General features: G+C 59.3%; 12 protein-coding genes. 9 read left to right on the top strand and 3 right to left on the bottom strand.

Going from position 1 to position 16,910, the window contains the following annotated elements; genetic code table 11:
- Positions 1-124 precede the first annotated feature (124 nt).
- The 4 genes from KP808_RS02930 (at position 125) to azu (ending at position 7,481) form a co-directional block, all read left to right on the top strand.
- Positions 125-3,403 (top strand): transglutaminase family protein, encoded by a 3,279-nt coding sequence (locus tag KP808_RS02930; RefSeq protein WP_230017415.1) that lies wholly within the window; start codon positions 125-127, stop codon positions 3,401-3,403.
- Between the two features lie 89 nt (positions 3,404-3,492).
- Entirely contained in the window at positions 3,493-5,988 is a 2,496-nt protein-coding gene (locus KP808_RS02935; RefSeq protein ID WP_230017416.1) for a circularly permuted type 2 ATP-grasp protein, read from the top strand.
- Positions 5,988-6,881: a transglutaminase family protein gene (locus KP808_RS02940; RefSeq protein ID WP_011167571.1), complete on the top strand. Its 894-nt coding sequence runs from the start codon at positions 5,988-5,990 to the stop codon at positions 6,879-6,881. Before KP808_RS02935 ends, KP808_RS02940 begins: the two co-directional genes overlap by 1 nt.
- A 153-nt stretch (positions 6,882-7,034) precedes the next feature.
- Positions 7,035-7,481 carry an azurin gene (gene azu / locus KP808_RS02945; protein WP_230017417.1) on the top strand — a complete coding sequence of 149 codons (447 nt, stop codon included), beginning with the start codon at positions 7,035-7,037 and terminating at the stop codon, positions 7,479-7,481.
- A 213-nt stretch (positions 7,482-7,694) separates the two neighbouring features.
- On the opposite strand, the gene nadE is transcribed toward azu, so the two are convergent.
- The 3 genes from nadE to KP808_RS02960 form a co-directional block, all read right to left on the bottom strand.
- Positions 7,695-8,522, bottom strand: a complete 828-nt coding sequence (nadE, locus tag KP808_RS02950) for an ammonia-dependent NAD(+) synthetase (protein ID WP_004654655.1) — start codon at positions 8,520-8,522, stop codon at positions 7,695-7,697.
- Between the two features lie 26 nt (positions 8,523-8,548).
- A complete protein-coding gene (gene pncB / locus KP808_RS02955) occupies positions 8,549-9,772 on the bottom strand; it encodes a nicotinate phosphoribosyltransferase (protein ID WP_002551841.1) in 1,224 nt (407 codons plus the stop codon).
- Between the two features lie 99 nt (positions 9,773-9,871).
- Positions 9,872-10,777 carry a LysR substrate-binding domain-containing protein gene (locus KP808_RS02960; RefSeq protein WP_057402883.1) on the bottom strand — a complete coding sequence of 302 codons (906 nt, stop codon included), beginning with the start codon at positions 10,775-10,777 and terminating at the stop codon, positions 9,872-9,874.
- 505 nt (positions 10,778-11,282) lie between these two features.
- On the opposite strand from KP808_RS02960, the gene KP808_RS02965 reads away from it, so the two are divergent.
- The 5 genes from KP808_RS02965 (at position 11,283) to KP808_RS02985 (ending at position 16,396) form a co-directional block, all read left to right on the top strand.
- The gene (locus tag KP808_RS02965) at positions 11,283-12,419 is read left to right on the top strand and encodes a branched-chain amino acid ABC transporter substrate-binding protein (RefSeq protein ID WP_219170867.1); all 1,137 of its coding nucleotides are present in this window, start codon (positions 11,283-11,285) and stop codon (positions 12,417-12,419) included.
- Positions 12,420-12,580: 161 nt separating this feature from the next.
- A complete protein-coding gene (locus tag KP808_RS02970) occupies positions 12,581-13,495 on the top strand; it encodes an ABC transporter permease subunit (protein WP_002551844.1) in 915 nt (304 codons plus the stop codon).
- A gap of 2 nt (positions 13,496-13,497) precedes the next feature.
- Positions 13,498-14,811: a high-affinity branched-chain amino acid ABC transporter permease LivM gene (livM, locus tag KP808_RS02975; RefSeq protein WP_002551845.1), complete on the top strand. Its 1,314-nt coding sequence runs from the start codon at positions 13,498-13,500 to the stop codon at positions 14,809-14,811.
- A complete protein-coding gene (locus KP808_RS02980) occupies positions 14,808-15,683 on the top strand; it encodes an ABC transporter ATP-binding protein (RefSeq protein ID WP_230017418.1) in 876 nt (291 codons plus the stop codon). The genes livM and KP808_RS02980 overlap by 4 nt, the downstream gene beginning before the upstream one ends.
- A complete protein-coding gene (locus KP808_RS02985; RefSeq protein ID WP_003376368.1) occupies positions 15,680-16,396 on the top strand; it encodes an ABC transporter ATP-binding protein in 717 nt (238 codons plus the stop codon). Before KP808_RS02980 ends, KP808_RS02985 begins: the two co-directional genes overlap by 4 nt.
- Positions 16,397-16,910 lie beyond the last annotated feature (514 nt).

Raw genomic sequence — 16,910 nt, forward strand, 5'->3', positions numbered from 1 at the left:
GAGCACAATTTTGGTGCTGCGCCTGATCGGGCGGGGAATGTCACTCTCGTTGGCGCACGACTTTGACCGGATGGCATAAGTCTTGCGCGGCTCAATTACCGTTCAGGCTCGCAGGAGGCACGCCGTGTCGATTCATATTGCCTTGCACCATGTTACGCACTATCGCTACGAACGCGCGGTCGAACTGGGTCCTCAGATCGTTCGCCTGCGCCCGGCCGCTCACAGCCGCACGCGCGTGCTGTCGTATTCGCTGAAAGTCCTGCCCGAAAACCACTTCATCAACTGGCAGCAGGATCCTCAAGGTAATTACCTGGCGCGTCTGGTCTTTCCGGAAAAGACCAGGGAATTTCGCGTCGAGGTCGATCTGGTCGCCGAGATGGCGGTGTTCAATCCGTTCGATTTCTTTCTGGAGCCTTACGCCGAAAACATCCCCTTCAACTATGCCAGCGAAGAACAGCGCGAGCTGGCGCCGTACCTGGAAAAACTGCCGCTGACCCCAAGATTTCAGGCGTATCTGGACAGCATCAGTCGCGAGCCGATACCCGCCATCGACTTTCTGGTGGGCCTCAACCAGCGCCTGAGTCAGGATGTCGCTTACCTGATCCGTATGGAACCGGGTGTGCAGACCCCGGAATTCACCCTGGAAAACGCTTCAGGTTCTTGCCGTGACTCCGCGTGGCTGCTGGTGCAGCTGTTACGCCATCTGGGCATGGCGGCGCGATTTGTATCGGGCTATCTCATCCAGCTCAAGGCCGATGTCGAGGCGCTGGACGGGCCGTCGGGCACTGATGTCGACTTCACCGACCTGCATGCCTGGTGCGAGGTCTATCTGCCGGGTGCTGGCTGGGTCGGTCTGGATGCTACTTCCGGCCTCTTTGCAGGCGAAGGGCATATTCCGCTGGCGTGCAGCCCGGAGCCGTCTTCCGCAGCGCCGATCAGCGGTCTGGTCGAGCCGTGCGAAACCGATTTCAGCCACGAAATGTCGGTCGAGCGCATCTGGGAGGCGCCACGCGTCACCAAGCCTTACACCGAAGCGCAATGGCAGGACATACAGGCACTTGGCCGACAGATCGACGCGGACCTGACGCGTGACGACGTGCGCCTGACCATGGGCGGCGAACCGACGTTCGTGTCCATCGATGATCGCGACGGTGCCGAGTGGAACACGGCTGCGCTGGGGCCTCGCAAGCGTGAGCTGTCTGCCGAGCTGTTTCAGCGCATGCGCGCGCATTACGCGCCACTGGGGATCGTGCATTTCGGCCAGGGCAAATGGTATCCGGGCGAACAGTTGCCACGCTGGTCACTGAACTGTTTCTGGCGCAAGGATGGCAAACCGGTCTGGCGCAACAATGCGCTGATCGCCGATGAAACCCAGGATTACGGCGCTACCGGCGAGCTGGCCGGGCGCTTTCTGGCCAGCGTTGCCGAGCGTCTGAAACTGCCGGCCCGTTTCGTTTTTCCGGCTTACGAAGACAATTTCTACTACCTTTGGCGCGAAGGTGCGTTGCCGGTCAACGTGACTGCTGAAGACTCGCGGCTGGGTGATGAGCTGGAGCGCGCGCGCCTGCGCAAGGTATTCGCTCAGGGGCTGGACAAGATGATTGGTCAGGTCCTGCCGTTGGCCCGTAATGCAGGCGGCGATAGCTGGCAGAGTGGCCGCTGGTATTTGCGTGACGAACACTGCCGTCTGGTGCCGGGTGATTCCGCGCTGGGCTATCGCCTGCCATTGGCATCGCAGCCTTGGGCCAAGGCGGCGGAATACCCGTTCATTCATCCGACCGACCATAACCAGGACTTCCCCGAGCTTGCCGACAGCGACTCGCTGACCTCGGCGCTCAAGTCCACAGATATCGACGCCGAACGCTCGCCGAAAATCGATGAGTCGGCCGACTGGCTGACCCGTACGGCGCTGTGTGCCGAAGCGCGCGACGGGCGTCTGTACCTGTTTATGCCGCCACTGCAAAAGCTTGAGGAGTACCTTGAACTGGTGGCCGTGATCGAAGCGACCGCTGAAGAACTGCAATGCCCGATTCTGCTGGAAGGCTACGAGCCGCCGAGCGATCCGCGTCTGTGTAACTTCCGCATTACCCCGGACCCTGGTGTGATCGAGGTCAACGTGCAGCCGTCCGCCAGTTGGGACGAGTTGGTCGAGCGCACCGAGTTTCTTTACGAGCAGGCGCGTCTCACACGCCTGACCACAGAGAAATTCATGATCGACGGCCGTCACACCGGCACTGGCGGCGGCAACCACTTCGTGCTGGGTGGCGCGACACCGGCGGACTCTCCGTTTCTGCGTCGCCCAGACCTGCTGCGCAGCCTGATCAGCTATTGGCACAACCATCCTTCGCTGTCGTACCTGTTTTCCGGTCTGTTCATCGGCCCGACGTCCCAGGCACCACGTATCGATGAGGCGCGCAACGACTCGCTTTATGAAATGGAAATCGCCTTCGCACAGATGCCGGAGCCGGGTGAAGAAGTTGCGCCGTGGATCGTCGATCGTCTGCTGCGCAACCTGTTGATCGACGTCACCGGCAACACCCATCGCGCCGAATTCTGCATCGACAAGCTGTACTCGCCCGATGGTGCAACCGGGCGTCTTGGCCTGCTGGAGCTGCGTGCCTTCGAGATGCCGCCGCATGCGCGCATGAGCCTGGCGCAGCAGTTGCTGCTACGGGCGCTGGTGGCGCGTTTCTGGCGTGAACCCTATGCACCGGCCAAGCTGGCACGCTGGGGCACGCAATTACATGATCGCTTCATGCTGCCGCACTTCATCGAGCAGGATTTCGCCGATGTGGTCGCCGACCTCAACGCAGCCGGCTACCCGGTACAGGCCGACTGGTTCTCTGCGCATTTGGAATTTCGCTTTCCGAAAGTGGGTGATTACGCCGTCAACGGCATCGAGCTGGAGCTGCGGCAGGCGCTGGAGCCCTGGCACGTTCTGGGTGAAGAGGGCTCGGCCGGTGGCGCGGTGCGCTACGTCGATTCGTCGCTGGAGCGTCTGCAGGTGCATCTCAGCGGGTTGCCACCGCAGCGTTACGTGTTGACCTGCAACGGCGTCGCGGTGCCTTTGCAGCCCACCGGACGGGTTGGCGAGTTCGTCGCGGGTGTGCGTTATCGCGCCTGGCAGCCGGCCAACTGCCTGCAACCGACCATCGGCGTCCATGCGCCACTGGTTTTTGATCTGGTCGACACCTGGATGCACCGCTCGCTGGGCGGCTGCGCGTATCATGTCGCCCACCCGGGCGGCCGCAACTATGAAACCTTGCCGGTCAACGCCAACGAAGCGGAAAGCCGTCGCCTGTCACGTTTCTTCCGCATCGGTCATACCCCGGGCAAACTGGACGTTCCGTCGCTCAACATTAGCGACGAGCTGCCGATGACGCTGGATATGCGTCTGCATTAGAAAAACAGTGGCTCTGTGCGTCAGATGCACACGGACGTGACATCTGACTGCACTAATCTGAAGTCCTTACGTTGCCTGCCGAGCCTTCCATGCCCGACCTGCTTGACCATTACCCGCTGTCCGAGGGTACTTACCACGAAATGCTCGATGCCGACGGTGCCGTCCGTCCGCACTGGCGTCGTCTGTACGAACACATGCAACGCAGCACCTCGGCGCAGCTGATCCAGCGCCAGGCCTTGCTGACCCGGCAGATCCAGGAAAACGGTGTCACCTACAACGTTTACGCCGACCCCAAAGGCGCGGATCGCCCATGGGAGCTGGACCTGTTGCCGCACATCATTGCGGCGGATGAGTGGCAGCACGTAGCGGCAGGGATTGCCCAGCGTGCACGGCTGCTCAACGCAGTGCTGGCGGACCTTTATGGCCCGCAGACGCTGATTGCCAATGGCTTGCTGCCCGCCGAACTGGTATTTGGCCATAACAACTTTCTGTGGCCGTGTCAGGGAGTAAAACCTCCAGAAGGCACGTTCCTGCATATGTACGCGGTCGATCTGGCACGCACCCCGGACGGGCGCTGGTGGGTGACTGCCGACCGCACCCAGGCGCCTTCGGGTGCCGGTTATGCGCTGGAAAACCGCCAAAGCGTCGCGCGCGCCTTGCCGGAGACCTATCGCGACCTGCAGGTCCGGCACCTCTCGGGTTTCTTCGACGCATTGCAACAGACGCTGGCCCGTCAGGCGCCAACCAGCAACGAGGCACCGCTGATCGTCCTGCTGACGCCGGGCCGTTTCAACGAAAGCTACTTCGAACACTTGTACCTGGCGCGACAACTGGGCTATCCGCTGGTCGAGGGTGGTGATCTGACCGTGCGCGATGCCACTGTCTACCTGAAAACCCTCAGCGGCTTGCGTCGGGTTCACGCCATCATGCGCCGTCTGGACGATGACTTCTGCGACCCTCTGGAATTACGTACCGATTCTGCGCTCGGTGTGCCGGGGCTGCTGGAGGCTGTGCGTCAGGGCAATGTGCTGGTCGCCAACGCATTGGGCAGTGGTGTTCTGGAGTCGCCTGGCCTGCTGGGCTTTTTGCCGAAAATCAGTCAGTACCTGTTTGGCGAAGATCTGATCCTGCCATCGGTTGCAACCTGGTGGTGCGGAGAGCCGCCCGTGCTGGCGCAAGCGCTGGAGAAACTGCCTGATCTGTTGATCAAGCCTGCATTTCCTTCGCAGCACTTCGCCCCGGTGTTCGGTCGCGATTTGAATGATGAGCAGCGCAACGCGCTTGCCCTGCGCATGCAGTCGCGCCCCTATGCCTACGTCGCTCAGGAGCTGGCGCAGTTGTCTCATGCACCGGTGCTGCAGGCCGATGGTACCGGTTTGCAGCCGCGCGCCATCGGCATGCGTGTATACGCAGTGGCCAGCCTCGACGGCTATCGCGTGCTACCGGGCGGCCTGACCCGAGTGGCCGCCGAAGCCGATGCCGACGTGGTATCGATGCAGCGCGGCGGTGCGAGCAAGGACACCTGGGTGCTGGGCGAACGCTCGCACCTTGGCGAGCCCTGGAAGGGGCAGCGCCCACTGGGTGTCTATGACCTGATTCGCCGTGATCCTTACCTGCCGTCGCGGGTGGTGGAGAACCTGTTCTGGTTCGGGCGTTACTGCGAACGTTGTGACGACAGTGCTCGTCTGCTGCGCATCATGTTGACGCGCTATGTTGATGACGACGATCCCCTCGCGTTGCAGGCGGCTGTCGCGCTGGCCGAGAGCCTGGGCATGCTGCCCGAAGCCGAGGAGGGCGAAGAGTTGAAGGACCGCCTGCTGGTTGCTCTGCTGGGCGACGAGTGGCCGTTCAGCCTGCGCGCCAACTTGCAGCGTCTGCAGTGGGCCGCTTCGCAAGTGCGCGGCAAGCTCTCACGGGAAAACTGGCAGGCGCTGGTCGAATTGCAGCGCGAAGCCTCGAGCCTGGAAACCGACGAGCCGGATTTTGGCGAATTGCTGGATTTCCTCAACCGGCTGGTGATGTCTCTGGCAGCGCTTTCCGGTTTTGCGCTGGACGACATGACCCGCGACGAAGGCTGGAGCTTTTTGATGATCGGGCGACGTATCGAGCGTCTGAAGTTTCTCAGCACCAGTCTGGCGGCGTTTTTGCGCGGTTCGGCAGTCTCGGAGAAAGCCGGGCTGGAGTGGTTGCTGGAGCTGGGCAACAGCAGCATCACTTATCGTTCGCGGTACATGGCCGTGCCGCACCTGATTCCGGTGCTGGACCTGTTGCTGCTTGATGAGCAGAACCCGCATGCGGTGCTGTTTCAGCTCAAGCTGGTGCAACGCTCGCTGCGCCGCCTGAACGACGAGTTTGATGCGCCGCGTGACAGCAGCCTGGCGGTGCTGGCTCAGCGTCTCGCCGCATTTGACCTTGGCAGCCTGGAGAACCCGCTGTTCGGTCAGAGCAGCATCGACGCTGTCCTCGACGGGCTGGCCGATCTGCTGCAGAGCATTGGTGACAGCAGTGGACAGGCCTCTGACCGCTTGGCGCTGCGCCATTTTGCCCACGTCGATGACGTCAGCCAACGCACGGTATCTGTCTGATGAGCGCCTTCTACCAGATTTTTCATGACACGCATTACAAGTACGACAGCCCGGTTTCGCTGGCTCAGCAACTGGCGCACCTCTGGCCGCGCAGCAGTCCGTGGCAGCGTTGCACCGAGCAGGCACTCGAGATTTTTCCGGAGCCTACCACGCGCCGTGATGAGCTGGATGTTTTCGGCAACCCGCTGACCCGACTGGCGTTCGAGCGTCCACATGATGAATTGCAGGTCAATGCGCGGTTGCGTATCGAGGTCATGGAGAAGCCGTTTCTGGACTTCAATCTGTCGCCGGAATGGGAAGTGACCCGCAGTGCGCTGACCTACAGCGCCAAGCCGATGACTGCTGATATTCTGGAGGCCTGCCGCTATCGCTTCGAATCCCCCTACGTTCACCTGAAGCGCTCGTTCGTCGAGTTCTCGCAGGTCTGTTTCCCACCGGGCCGCCCTTTGTTGTTGTGCGTACAGGCCCTGATGGAAAAGATTTTCGAGGAATTCACCTTCGATGAAGAGGCGACTCAGGTCGCCACGCCCCTGGTGGAAGTGCTGGAGCGGCGACGGGGGGTGTGTCAGGACTTCGCCCACTTGATGCTGGCGTGCCTGCGCTCTCGAGGTCTGGCCGCGCGCTACGTCAGTGGCTATCTGCTGACCCAGCCACCACCGGGCCAGCCCCGCTTGATCGGTGCCGATGCCTCGCATGCCTGGGTATCGGTGTTCTGTCCGGCCTCTGGCTGGGTTGACTTCGATCCCACCAACAATGTGCAACCTGCGCTGGAGCACATCAGCCTGGCCTGGGGACGTGACTTCTCCGACGTATCGCCTTTGCGCGGCGTGATTCTGGGCGGTGGCACGCATGATCCCGATGTCCGGGTGACGGTAATGCCGGTCAGCGCCTAATTACCTGCTCCCGTGAATCGTTCTTCAGAAGGGCGCTCCGTCGCGAGCGTCCGAGGGACCATTTGACGCACGTCCTTGGAACCCCGGCCCTGATCGGGCACTCTCTTCTTACGTCAGTTATCACGTTAATCAAGTCCTGCCCTGGAGATTCAAATGATTCGCAAGCTTGTAGCGATTTCGCTGTTGTCGTTGGCCAGTAGCCAGTTGCTGGCTGCCGAGTGTTCGGCCACAGTCGATTCGACCGATCAAATGATGTACGACACCAAAGCCATTGAGATCGACAAGAGCTGCAAGGAATTCACCGTCAACCTGACGCACTCCGGCAGTCTGCCGAAGAATGTCATGGGCCATAACTGGGTGCTGAGCAAGAAGTCCGATACCCAGGCAATCGTTACCGACGGCATGGCTGTCGGCATCGACAAGGATTACCTGAAGCCCGACGACAGCCGCGTCATCGCCCACACCAAAGTCATCGGCGCTGGTGAAAAAGACTCGGTTACCTTTGATGTATCGAAGCTGGACTCGGCACAGGAATACCAGTTCTTCTGCACATTTCCAGGGCACATCAGCATGATGAAAGGCGCTGTGACCCTGAAGTAACGACACGCCCCGAACGAGGACGCAGGGCGTCGTACGATAGTTGAGATTATCGTTCCGCACGCTCCAGCGTGGGAATGCCGTGGGTGACGCTCTGCGTCACAGAACTGTGCCGCGCCGCACATTCAGAAGCGGACGCAGAGCGTCCAGAAAGGCGTACCCACGCGGAGCATGGGCACGATAGTGTTGCTGCTCTCTCGTTCCGCACGCACCCACTCAAGGCGCGTATGGCAATTCGCGTTTGTGCTGGGTCTTGGCGTAGGTTTCGCAGATGATCTTGAAGGCTTCCTCACGCACCGGTTCACCGTGCAGGAAAGCGTCGATCTCGGCGTAGGTCACGCCGTGCGAGGCTTCGTCCGGTTTGCCGGGGGACAGGTCTTCCAGGTCCGCCGTCGGTACTTTCTCGACCAGTGATTCCGGTGCGCCGAAATGCCGGGCAATGGCGCGCACCTGGTTTTTCACCAGACCGCTCAACGGTGCCAGATCGCATGCGCCGTCGCCGAATTTGGTGAAAAAGCCCATCACCGCTTCGGCAGCGTGGTCAGTACCGATCACCAGCCCCTGATAAGCGCCGGCGACGGTGTACTGCGCGACCATGCGCATGCGCGCCTTGGTGTTGCCGAGAACGAAATCCACCGAGCTGGCCGGCAGCCCATCGAACGCCTTCACCTCGGCAGCCAGCGCCTTGACGCTGCTACCGATGTTGATGGTATGGCGCTCGTCCGGTTCGATGAAGTCGACCGAAGCCTGGGCCTCGTGCTCATCGGCCTGCACGACATAGGGCAGGCGCACGGCGATAAAGCGGTAGCTGTTATCGCCTGTGCTCGCGCGCAATTCCTTGACTGCGCGCTGTGCGAGCAAGCCCGCAGTCAGTGAGTCGACTCCGCCACTGATGCCTAGCACCAAGGTCTTGAGCCGCGCGTTCTGCAGACACTCCTTGATGAAACTGACGCGGCGGGCGACTTCTGCCTGCAACGCGTTCTGGTCCGCGAAAGGTGGCTGGACCTTGAGCTGTTCAGCAATCTGGCGCTGTACGGCGTGCATGATTCACTCCTCGTAAATAGGACAATTCAAGCTGGTTTTTCAGGGCTCGGCAAATCCGGCACCTTGAACACATGCCGCAGATAGGCGACAAAGTTCGGGTCCTTGCACTGGGTCTTGCCGGGCTCGTCGGAAATCTTCGCCACAGCCTGACCGGCGCATGCGGTCATTTTCAGCACCATGTTCATGGGCGCGATGCCGGGTATGTCGGCGGTCAGGTTGGTGCCGATACCGAAGCTGACATTGATGCGTCCGCGCAACGCCCGGAAGATGTCGAGTGCCTTGGGCAGGTTCAGCCCGTCGGAAAACACCAGCGTCTTGCTCATCGGGTCGATACCGAGCTTCTGGTAATGCGAGATGCATTTTTCGGCCCACTTCACCGGGTCGCCCGAATCATGGCGCAAACCGTCGAACAGTTTGGCGAAGTACAGATCGAAGTCATTCAGGAATGCGTCAGTGGTGATGCAGTCTGTCAGCGCGATACCCAGCAGGCCGCGGTACTCGCGGACCCAGCAATCAAGCGCGGCGATCTGACTGTCGATCAGGCGCGGTCCCAGTTGCTGGTGGGCCATGATCCATTCGTGAGCCATTGTGCCCAGTGGTTTCAGGTCAAGCTGACGCGCCAGATGAACGTTGCTGGTGCCGACAAACTGGCCTGGGAAATCGTTTTTCAGGACGCCAAGCATTTCTTCCTGCACGCGATAGGAAAAACGCCTGCGCGTGCCGAAGTCCGCCACTTTCAGCTCGGCCAGTTCATCGGCCGTGGCATGCGTGGTCAGCCATTCGAACTTGTCATACAGACGATCCCGCGCCTGACTGAGCAGGGTGTCAGGATAGCGGTGCCGGTTACGCACCTCACTGACGATCGCCAGCAGTGGCACTTCGAACAGAATGACGTGCAACCAGGGGCCGTGCAGGCGAATGCACAGCTCATCGTTTTCGATGCTGGTTTTCACATAGCGGGTGTTAAAGCGGAACAGTCCCAGAAACCTCAGAAAGTCCGGCTTTATGAACGTGATGCGCTCCAGAAAAGCCAGGTGTTCCGGGCTCAGGGACAGCTCGCACAGCAACTCGATCTGGTGTCTGATCTCGTCCAGATAGGGGCGAAGATCCTCCCCGTTGCGGCAACGAAACTCCCATTCAACATCCACGTTAGGGTAGTTGTGCAGCACTGCCTGCATCATGGTCAGCTTGTAGAAATCGGTGTCGAGCAGGCTTTGCACGATACGATTTGAAAAGGCGCTCTCGCTCATTGAATCGGGCTCTCCAGAGCAGCCGGATAATGTCGGACCCGCGACTTCCTGTCTGTCACCACGGAAAGCTCACGGCCGGATGGGTGGGCATTGTCGCCCTTAACGGGCTGGTTGATCCAACTGTTCCAGCATCCACTGCAGAAAAACCCGGATTTTGGGCACGTCGGCAGTGTGTTCCGGATAGGACAGGTAGTACGCACTGTTAGTGCTGGGCAATGCGTAATCCCATGCAATTACCAGCTTGTTCTCTGCCAGTTCTTCCTCGACCAGAAAGCGTGGCAACAGTGCGACACCGCAGCCGACCTGTGCGGCGCGGATGCACATATAGAACGTCTCAAAACGCGGCCCGTGATAACTGTGGTCGGTGTGATAGCCCTGGCTTTCGAACCATTCGTGCCAGGCCTCGGGGCGGAATGCGTTCTGCAGCAGGACCAGTTCGCTCAACTGAGTCGGGTCGCTGAGGGGGGCTTCCGGCAAGCTTTCAGGTGAACACACCGCTACCAGTTCTTCGCCAAACAGCTTCACGCTTTCCGCGCCCGGTATGGCGGCCTGGCCGAAATAGAACGACACGTCACAACGTCCCTTGATCAGGTCGTCAGACTCCTGTTCGTTGATCAGGTCCAGGTGAATATGCGGATGACGCAAGCGCCAGCCCTTCAGGCGTGGCACCAGCCAGCGGGCACCGAACGTCGAGGGGGTGGACACCCGCAGCACCTCGGTTTCTCCGCCGTAAGAGCGCAGGAAGTGCGTGGACATCTCTATCTGGGTCAGGATCTTGCGCACTTCGGCCAGATACAGCGCGCCGGCTGGCGTCAACTGCAAACGGCGGCGGACGCGCTGAAACAGCAGATGCTGAACCAGCTCCTCGAGCTGAGCGACCTGTTTGCTGACGGCGCTCTGGGTCAGGTTGAGTTCTTCGGCCGCGCGGGTGAAGCTCAGGTGCCGGGTCACCGCTTCAAAGCATTGCAGCGCGGCTATCGAGGGCAGATGACGTTTGTTCAGCATGATGGTTTCTCTGTTCGAGGCGCGAGGGTGCAGGCACAGGCAATATGAATAATCGGAATGATATCTCGCTTAAAGGTCGTTTGTCGGTCGCATGCGGGAAGGTTATTACTGCGGTTGCGTGACGCGCGTTTCAGATTCAGGCGTTGATTCCGGCAGTTTCGGCTGAATCCGCTAGCCTCAAATGGTGCGTCTCGTAGCGTTCGCGCACCGGGCGTGTGCAATTCGGTGACGCGTGTTGTTACAGGTGGGTTGTCCAATGGTATTTGGTCAGGTTGCTATTCGATCTGGCTTGGGTTGCACTTTTTATGGGGAGGGTTGCACCTTTGGCGTCTCAAGCGGTTGTACGGCCTGCGACTTGAGCAGTCATGTCACTGAATGGCTGGAAACGCATGACATTTTCAATAAGAAAAAAGTGATGGCACGGGCCTTGCTCTAAGCAAACGCGTATCCGGGCAATCATGTAACCGCACTGCTAATTAAAAAAATATCCTCAGGAGCACCACTCATGTCGCATACGTTTTACAGGAAAGGTTTTCTGGCAATCGCAGTGGCAACTGCATTGGGCGTGTCTTCGTTTGCACAGGCGGACGTGAAAATCGGCGTTGCGGGTCCGATGACCGGCGCGAACGCATCATTTGGCGAGCAGTACATGAAAGGTGCACAGGCAGCGGCCGACGCGATCAATAAGGCGGGTGGTGTCAACGGAGAGAAGATCGTACTGGTCGCAGGCGATGACGCCTGTGAGCCGAAACAGGCCGTGGCAGTGGCCAACCGTCTGGTTGACCAGGACAAAGTGATCGGCGTGGTCGGGCACTTCTGCTCGTCATCGACCATTCCTGCTTCAGAGGTTTACAGCGATGCGGGGGTAATTGCCATCACGCCGGGTTCGACCAACCCGACGGTGACCGAGCGTGGCCTGAAGGAAATGTTCCGCATGTGCGGTCGTGACGATCAGCAAGGTGTGGTCGCCGGTGATTACATCGTTGATGTGCTCAAGGGCAAGAAAGTCGCGGTCATCAATGACAAGGACACCTACGGCAAAGGTCTGGCCGACGCTACCGCCAAGCAACTGACGGCGCGTGGCGTGAAGCCGGTGCTCGAAGAAGGCCTGACCCGTGGCGAAAAGGATTTCAGTGCGCTGGTAACGAAAATCCGCTCGACCGGTGCCGACGTTGTGTACTTTGGCGGCCTGCATCCGGAAGCCGGTCCACTGGTTCGCCAGATGCGCGAGCAGGGCCTCAAGGACGTCAAGTTCATGTCCGATGACGGTATCGTGACTGACGAACTGGTCACCACTGCCGGTGGTGCGCAATACGTTGACGGCGTGTACATGACCTTCGGTGCCGACCCGCGCGCACTGCCGGATAGCAAGGCAGTCGTGGACGAATTCCGCAAGTCCGGTTACGAGCCTGAAGGCTATACCCTCTACGCGTACGCTTCCATACAGGCGCTGGCTGCCGGCTTCAATGGCGCCAAATCCAACAAGGGTGACAAAGCCGCAGAGTGGCTCAAGGCGCATCCGGTCAAGACTGTCATGGGTGAAAAAGCCTGGGATGCCAAAGGCGACCTGAAAGTCTCCGACTACGTGGTTTACCAGTGGGACGCCACCGGCAAGTACAAGCAACTCGAAAAACAGAAGTGATATAGACCTCGTGTCAGTTCTGCCCGGCAGACGCTGACCCGGTGATGGGCTCGCCCATGAGCGAGCCTGCATCTCTTTTATTGTTTTCGGACCTGTCGGTCGCACCTCACGAGGGTGTGATCGGCAGGGTGCTGAGCTGCCTTTCAGTGTGAGCGTGCGTGATGGATGGGATCTTCCTGCAACAAATGGTCAACGGACTCACCCTCGGGTCTGTCTATGGCCTCATCGCCATCGGCTATACGATGGTCTACGGCATCATCGGCATGATCAACTTCGCCCACGGCGACGTTTATATGATTTCCGCCTACCTGGCCGCTATCGGTCTGGCGGTTCTGTCTTTCTTCGGACTGGAATCCTTTCCATTCCTGATTCTCGGCACGCTGGTCTTCACCATCGTGGTGACGGGGGTATACGGGTTTGTCATCGAGCGCGTGGCCTACAAGCCGCTGCGCAACTCGACCCGGCTGGCACCGCTGATCAGCGCCATCGGTATTTCCCTGATCCTGCAAAACTACGCGCAGATCAGTCAGGGCGCTCGCCAGCAGGGCGTGCCCACGTTGCTTGAGGGTGCGTGGCGCTTCGAGATCGGCAGCGGCTTTGTGCAGATCACCTACACCAAGATCTTCATTCTCATCGCCGCGTTTGTGGGCATGGGCGTGCTGACCTACATCATCAAATACACCAAGCTGGGCCGCATGTGCCGCGCCACGCAGCAGGACCGCAAGATGGCGTCGATCCTTGGCATCAACACTGATCGGGTCATCTCCTACGTGTTCATTATCGGTGCTGCCATGGCGGCGCTGGCCGGTGTGCTGATCACCATGAATTACGGCACGTTCGACTTCTATGCCGGCTTCATCATCGGCATCAAGGCGTTCACTGCCGCGGTGCTGGGCGGGATCGGCTCGCTGCCGGGCGCCATGTTGGGCGGTTTGATCCTGGGGGTTGCCGAGTCGCAGTTCTCCGGCCTGATCAACTCCGATTACAAAGACGTGTTCAGTTTCGGCCTGTTGGTGCTGATCCTGATTTTCCGTCCCCAAGGCCTGCTGGGTCGCCCACTCGTGGCGAAGGTATAAGTATGTCCGCTCCTGTTGCTGCTCCTGTCGTCAAACCTGTTGAAATCAAGAAAAGCCTGATAGATGCCGTGGTCGCGGGGCTGCTGGCACTGATCGTGTTCGGTCCCATCGTCGGGATTGTGCTCGATGGCTACAGCTTCAACCTGCAACCCACCCGCGTGGCCTGGCTGGTGGCCGTGGTCATGGTCGGGCGCTTTCTGATCAGCCTGTTTCTGCAAACACCCAAAGGCATACGTGTTTCCCAGAGCTTCGAAAGCTCCGACTCCGGCGTGCATGTGCTCAAGCCTGATCACAAATCCCGCCTGTACTGGATCATTCCGCTACTGATCGTGATTGCCATCGTGTTTCCGATCTTCGCCAACAAGTACATTCTGACCGTGGTTATCCTCGGGCTGATCTACGTATTGCTGGGGCTTGGCCTGAATATCGTGGTCGGCCTGGCCGGCCTGCTCGATCTGGGCTACGTGGCGTTCTATGCCATCGGAGCCTATGGCCTGGCGCTTGGCTATCAGTACCTTGGCCTGGGCTTCTGGTCGGCGCTGCCGCTGGCGGCAATTGCGGCGGCACTGGCCGGATGTATTCTGGGCTTTCCAGTGTTACGCATGCATGGTGATTATCTGGCCATCGTGACGCTGGGGTTCGGGGAAATCATCCGTCTGGTGCTGAATAACTGGCTGTCGTTCACGGGCGGTCCGAATGGTGTGCCGGTCCCGTCACCGACCTTTTTCGGCCTGGAGTTCGGGCGTCGTGCCAAGGACGGTGGCATTCCGATTCATGAGTATTTCGGCTTCGATTACAACCCGGACCTGAAATTCCTGTTCATCTACACCGTGCTGTTTCTCGTCGTGCTGGCCGTGTTGTTCATCAAGCATCGTCTGACTCGCATGCCGATCGGCCGCGCCTGGGAAGCCCTGCGCGAGGATGAGATCGCCTGTCGCTCGATGGGCCTCAATCATGTTCTGGTCAAGCTCTCGGCGTTCACCATCGGTGCTTCGACAGCTGGGCTTGCCGGCGTGTTTTTCGCTAGCTACCAAGGCTTCGTCAACCCGACGTCATTCACCTTCTTCGAGTCTGCACTGATTCTGGCGATTGTAGTGCTGGGCGGTATGGGGTCGACCGTAGGGGTGGTTATCGCTGCGTTCGTGCTGACCGTTGCGCCTGAACTGTTGCGCAGCTTCTCCGAGTACCGGGTGCTGCTGTTCGGCATCCTGATGGTGTTGATGATGATCTGGCGCCCACGCGGGCTGATCCGCATCAGCCGCACTGGCGTAAAACCGCGCAAGGGTGCGCTGGTGACAGAAGGAGGTGCGCGATGAGCAATGAAGTGATTCTTTCCGTCGAGCACCTGATGATGCACTTCGGCGGCATCAAGGCTCTCAGCGATGTCAGCATCAAAGTCCGCCGCAACTCTATCTTCGCTCTGATCGGCCCCAACGGCGCAGGCAAGACCACCGTGTTCAACTGCCTGACCGGCTTCTACAAGGCCACAGGCGGACGCATCGAGCTGCATACTCGTGGCAAGACCACCAATGTGATCAGGCTGCTGGGCGAGCCGTTCAAGGCAACCGACTTTGTTTCGCCGAAAAGCTTCTTCAGCCGGGTGTACTACAAAATGTTCGGCGGTACCCATCTGGTCAACAGGGCAGGGCTGGCGCGTACGTTTCAGAACATTCGTCTGTTCAAGGAAATGTCGGTCGTTGAAAACCTGCTGGTTGCCCAGCACATGTGGGTCAACCGCAGCCTGATCAGCGGGATCCTCAATACCAAAGGCTATCGCAAGGCCGAAGAGGATGCGCTCAATACGGCGTTCTACTGGCTGGAAGTCGTGGACCTGGTGGACTGCGCCAACCGTCTGGCCGGAGAGCTGTCCTACGGGCAGCAACGTCGCCTGGAAATCGCCCGGGCCATGTGCACGCGTCCGCAGGTGATCTGTCTGGATGAACCGGCTGCCGGTCTCAACCCGCAGGAAACCGAGGCGCTCAGCGGCATGATCCGCCTGCTGCGCGATGAACACGACATGACCATTGTGCTGATCGAGCACGACATGGGCATGGTCATGGGCATTTCCGACGATATTGTGGTGCTTGACCACGGCAACGTGATTGCCATGGGCGGGCCGGAACAGATCCGTAACGATCCGAAAGTGATCGCCGCGTACCTGGGCGCTGATGAAGAGGAGTTGGTATGAGTAAGCCGATCCTCGAACTGAAAGAGATCGATGTGTTTTACGGGCCGATTCAGGCCCTCAAGAAAGTCTCGCTGCACATCAATGAAGGCGAAACGGTGAGCCTGATCGGCTCCAACGGTGCGGGCAAGTCCACGCTGCTGATGTCGATCTTCGGCCAGCCGCGCGCTGCCAGCGGGCAGATCATCTATCAGGGTACTGACATCACCCAGAAGTCTTCGCATTACATTGCTTCCAACGGTATTGCGCAGTCGCCGGAGGGGCGGCGGGTGTTCCCCGACATGTCAGTCGAGGAAAACCTGATGATGGGCACCATCCCGATTGGCGACAAGCATTCGGCCGAAGACATGCAGCGTATGTTCGAACTGTTCCCGCGCCTCAAGGAGCGCCGCAACCAGCGCGCCATGACCATGTCCGGTGGCGAGCAGCAAATGCTCGCCATCGCCCGCGCGCTGATGAGTCGTCCCAGGTTGTTGTTGCTTGATGAGCCGAGCCTGGGGCTGGCGCCGATCATCGTCAAACAGATCTTCTCGACCCTGCGCGAGCTGGCGGCCACCGGCATGACCATCTTTCTGGTCGAGCAGAACGCCAACCATGCGCTGAAGCTGTCTGATCGCGCCTATGTGATGGTCAATGGCGAGATCCGACTGTCCGGCACGGGCAAGGAATTGCTTGTAAATGAAGAGGTCAGGAACGCTTATCTGGGCGGACACTGAGTTCGTCAAAACCCTGCCGTTTTCGACGCGCGCCCCGAATGTGTAAACATCCGGGGCGTCGCTTTTTGCAATTGTGGAAAACAATTTTGACGGCGCTACCAGGTGCGACATAAAACCGCTGCAAATGGTTGTTTTGTCACTGTTTTGACTTGTTCAGGTTTACTGTGGAACCGGCTGTTAATAACTTGGGAGTATGTGCCTGAAGGCCTTTATGCATAAGGCCTGTAGAGGATTGATTAAATTTTAATCAAGGGTTTTGGACTGGCGTTCAGGGGTGTTTGTCAACAGCATTGAAGCTGGTCGTTCATACAGTTTTTTCAGTTACACAGCCTGTGGATAAGTCTGTTAACAAGCCTTGGAAATAGTGATCCAGCCGTTACTGCGTCTGGGCTACAGGCCATCACGGTTTTCTGACGCCTGGTGGCGTCCTGGCAGTATCGGGCAAAGTCAAGGTGAAAACTTCTCCGGATCTGCTGCAAGCCCCGAACGACGGGACTTTCAGCGTTACCGACTT

The sequence above is a fragment of the Pseudomonas savastanoi genome (genome assembly GCF_020917325.1).
Classification (GTDB): domain Bacteria; phylum Pseudomonadota; class Gammaproteobacteria; order Pseudomonadales; family Pseudomonadaceae; genus Aquipseudomonas; species Aquipseudomonas amygdali.

Bases quoted from the DNA above. Each gene is read 5' to 3' on its own strand.
- KP808_RS02940 (WP_011167571.1), top strand. From the start codon at position 5,988: ATGAGCGCCTTCTACCAGATTTTTCATGACACGCATTACAAGTACGAC.
- KP808_RS02980 (WP_230017418.1), top strand. From the start codon at position 14,808: ATGAGCAATGAAGTGATTCTTTCCGTCGAGCACCTGATGATGCACTTC.
- KP808_RS02965 (WP_219170867.1), top strand. From the start codon at position 11,283: ATGTCGCATACGTTTTACAGGAAAGGTTTTCTGGCAATCGCAGTGGCA.
- KP808_RS02960 (WP_057402883.1), bottom strand. From the start codon at position 10,777: ATGCTGAACAAACGTCATCTGCCCTCGATAGCCGCGCTGCAATGCTTT.
- nadE (WP_004654655.1), bottom strand. From the start codon at position 8,522: ATGCACGCCGTACAGCGCCAGATTGCTGAACAGCTCAAGGTCCAGCCA.
- KP808_RS02970 (WP_002551844.1), top strand. From the start codon at position 12,581: ATGGATGGGATCTTCCTGCAACAAATGGTCAACGGACTCACCCTCGGG.
- KP808_RS02985 (WP_003376368.1), top strand. From the start codon at position 15,680: ATGAGTAAGCCGATCCTCGAACTGAAAGAGATCGATGTGTTTTACGGG.
- pncB (WP_002551841.1), bottom strand. From the start codon at position 9,772: ATGAGCGAGAGCGCCTTTTCAAATCGTATCGTGCAAAGCCTGCTCGAC.
- azu (WP_230017417.1), top strand. From the start codon at position 7,035: ATGATTCGCAAGCTTGTAGCGATTTCGCTGTTGTCGTTGGCCAGTAGC.
- livM (WP_002551845.1), top strand. From the start codon at position 13,498: ATGTCCGCTCCTGTTGCTGCTCCTGTCGTCAAACCTGTTGAAATCAAG.
- KP808_RS02935 (WP_230017416.1), top strand. From the start codon at position 3,493: ATGCCCGACCTGCTTGACCATTACCCGCTGTCCGAGGGTACTTACCAC.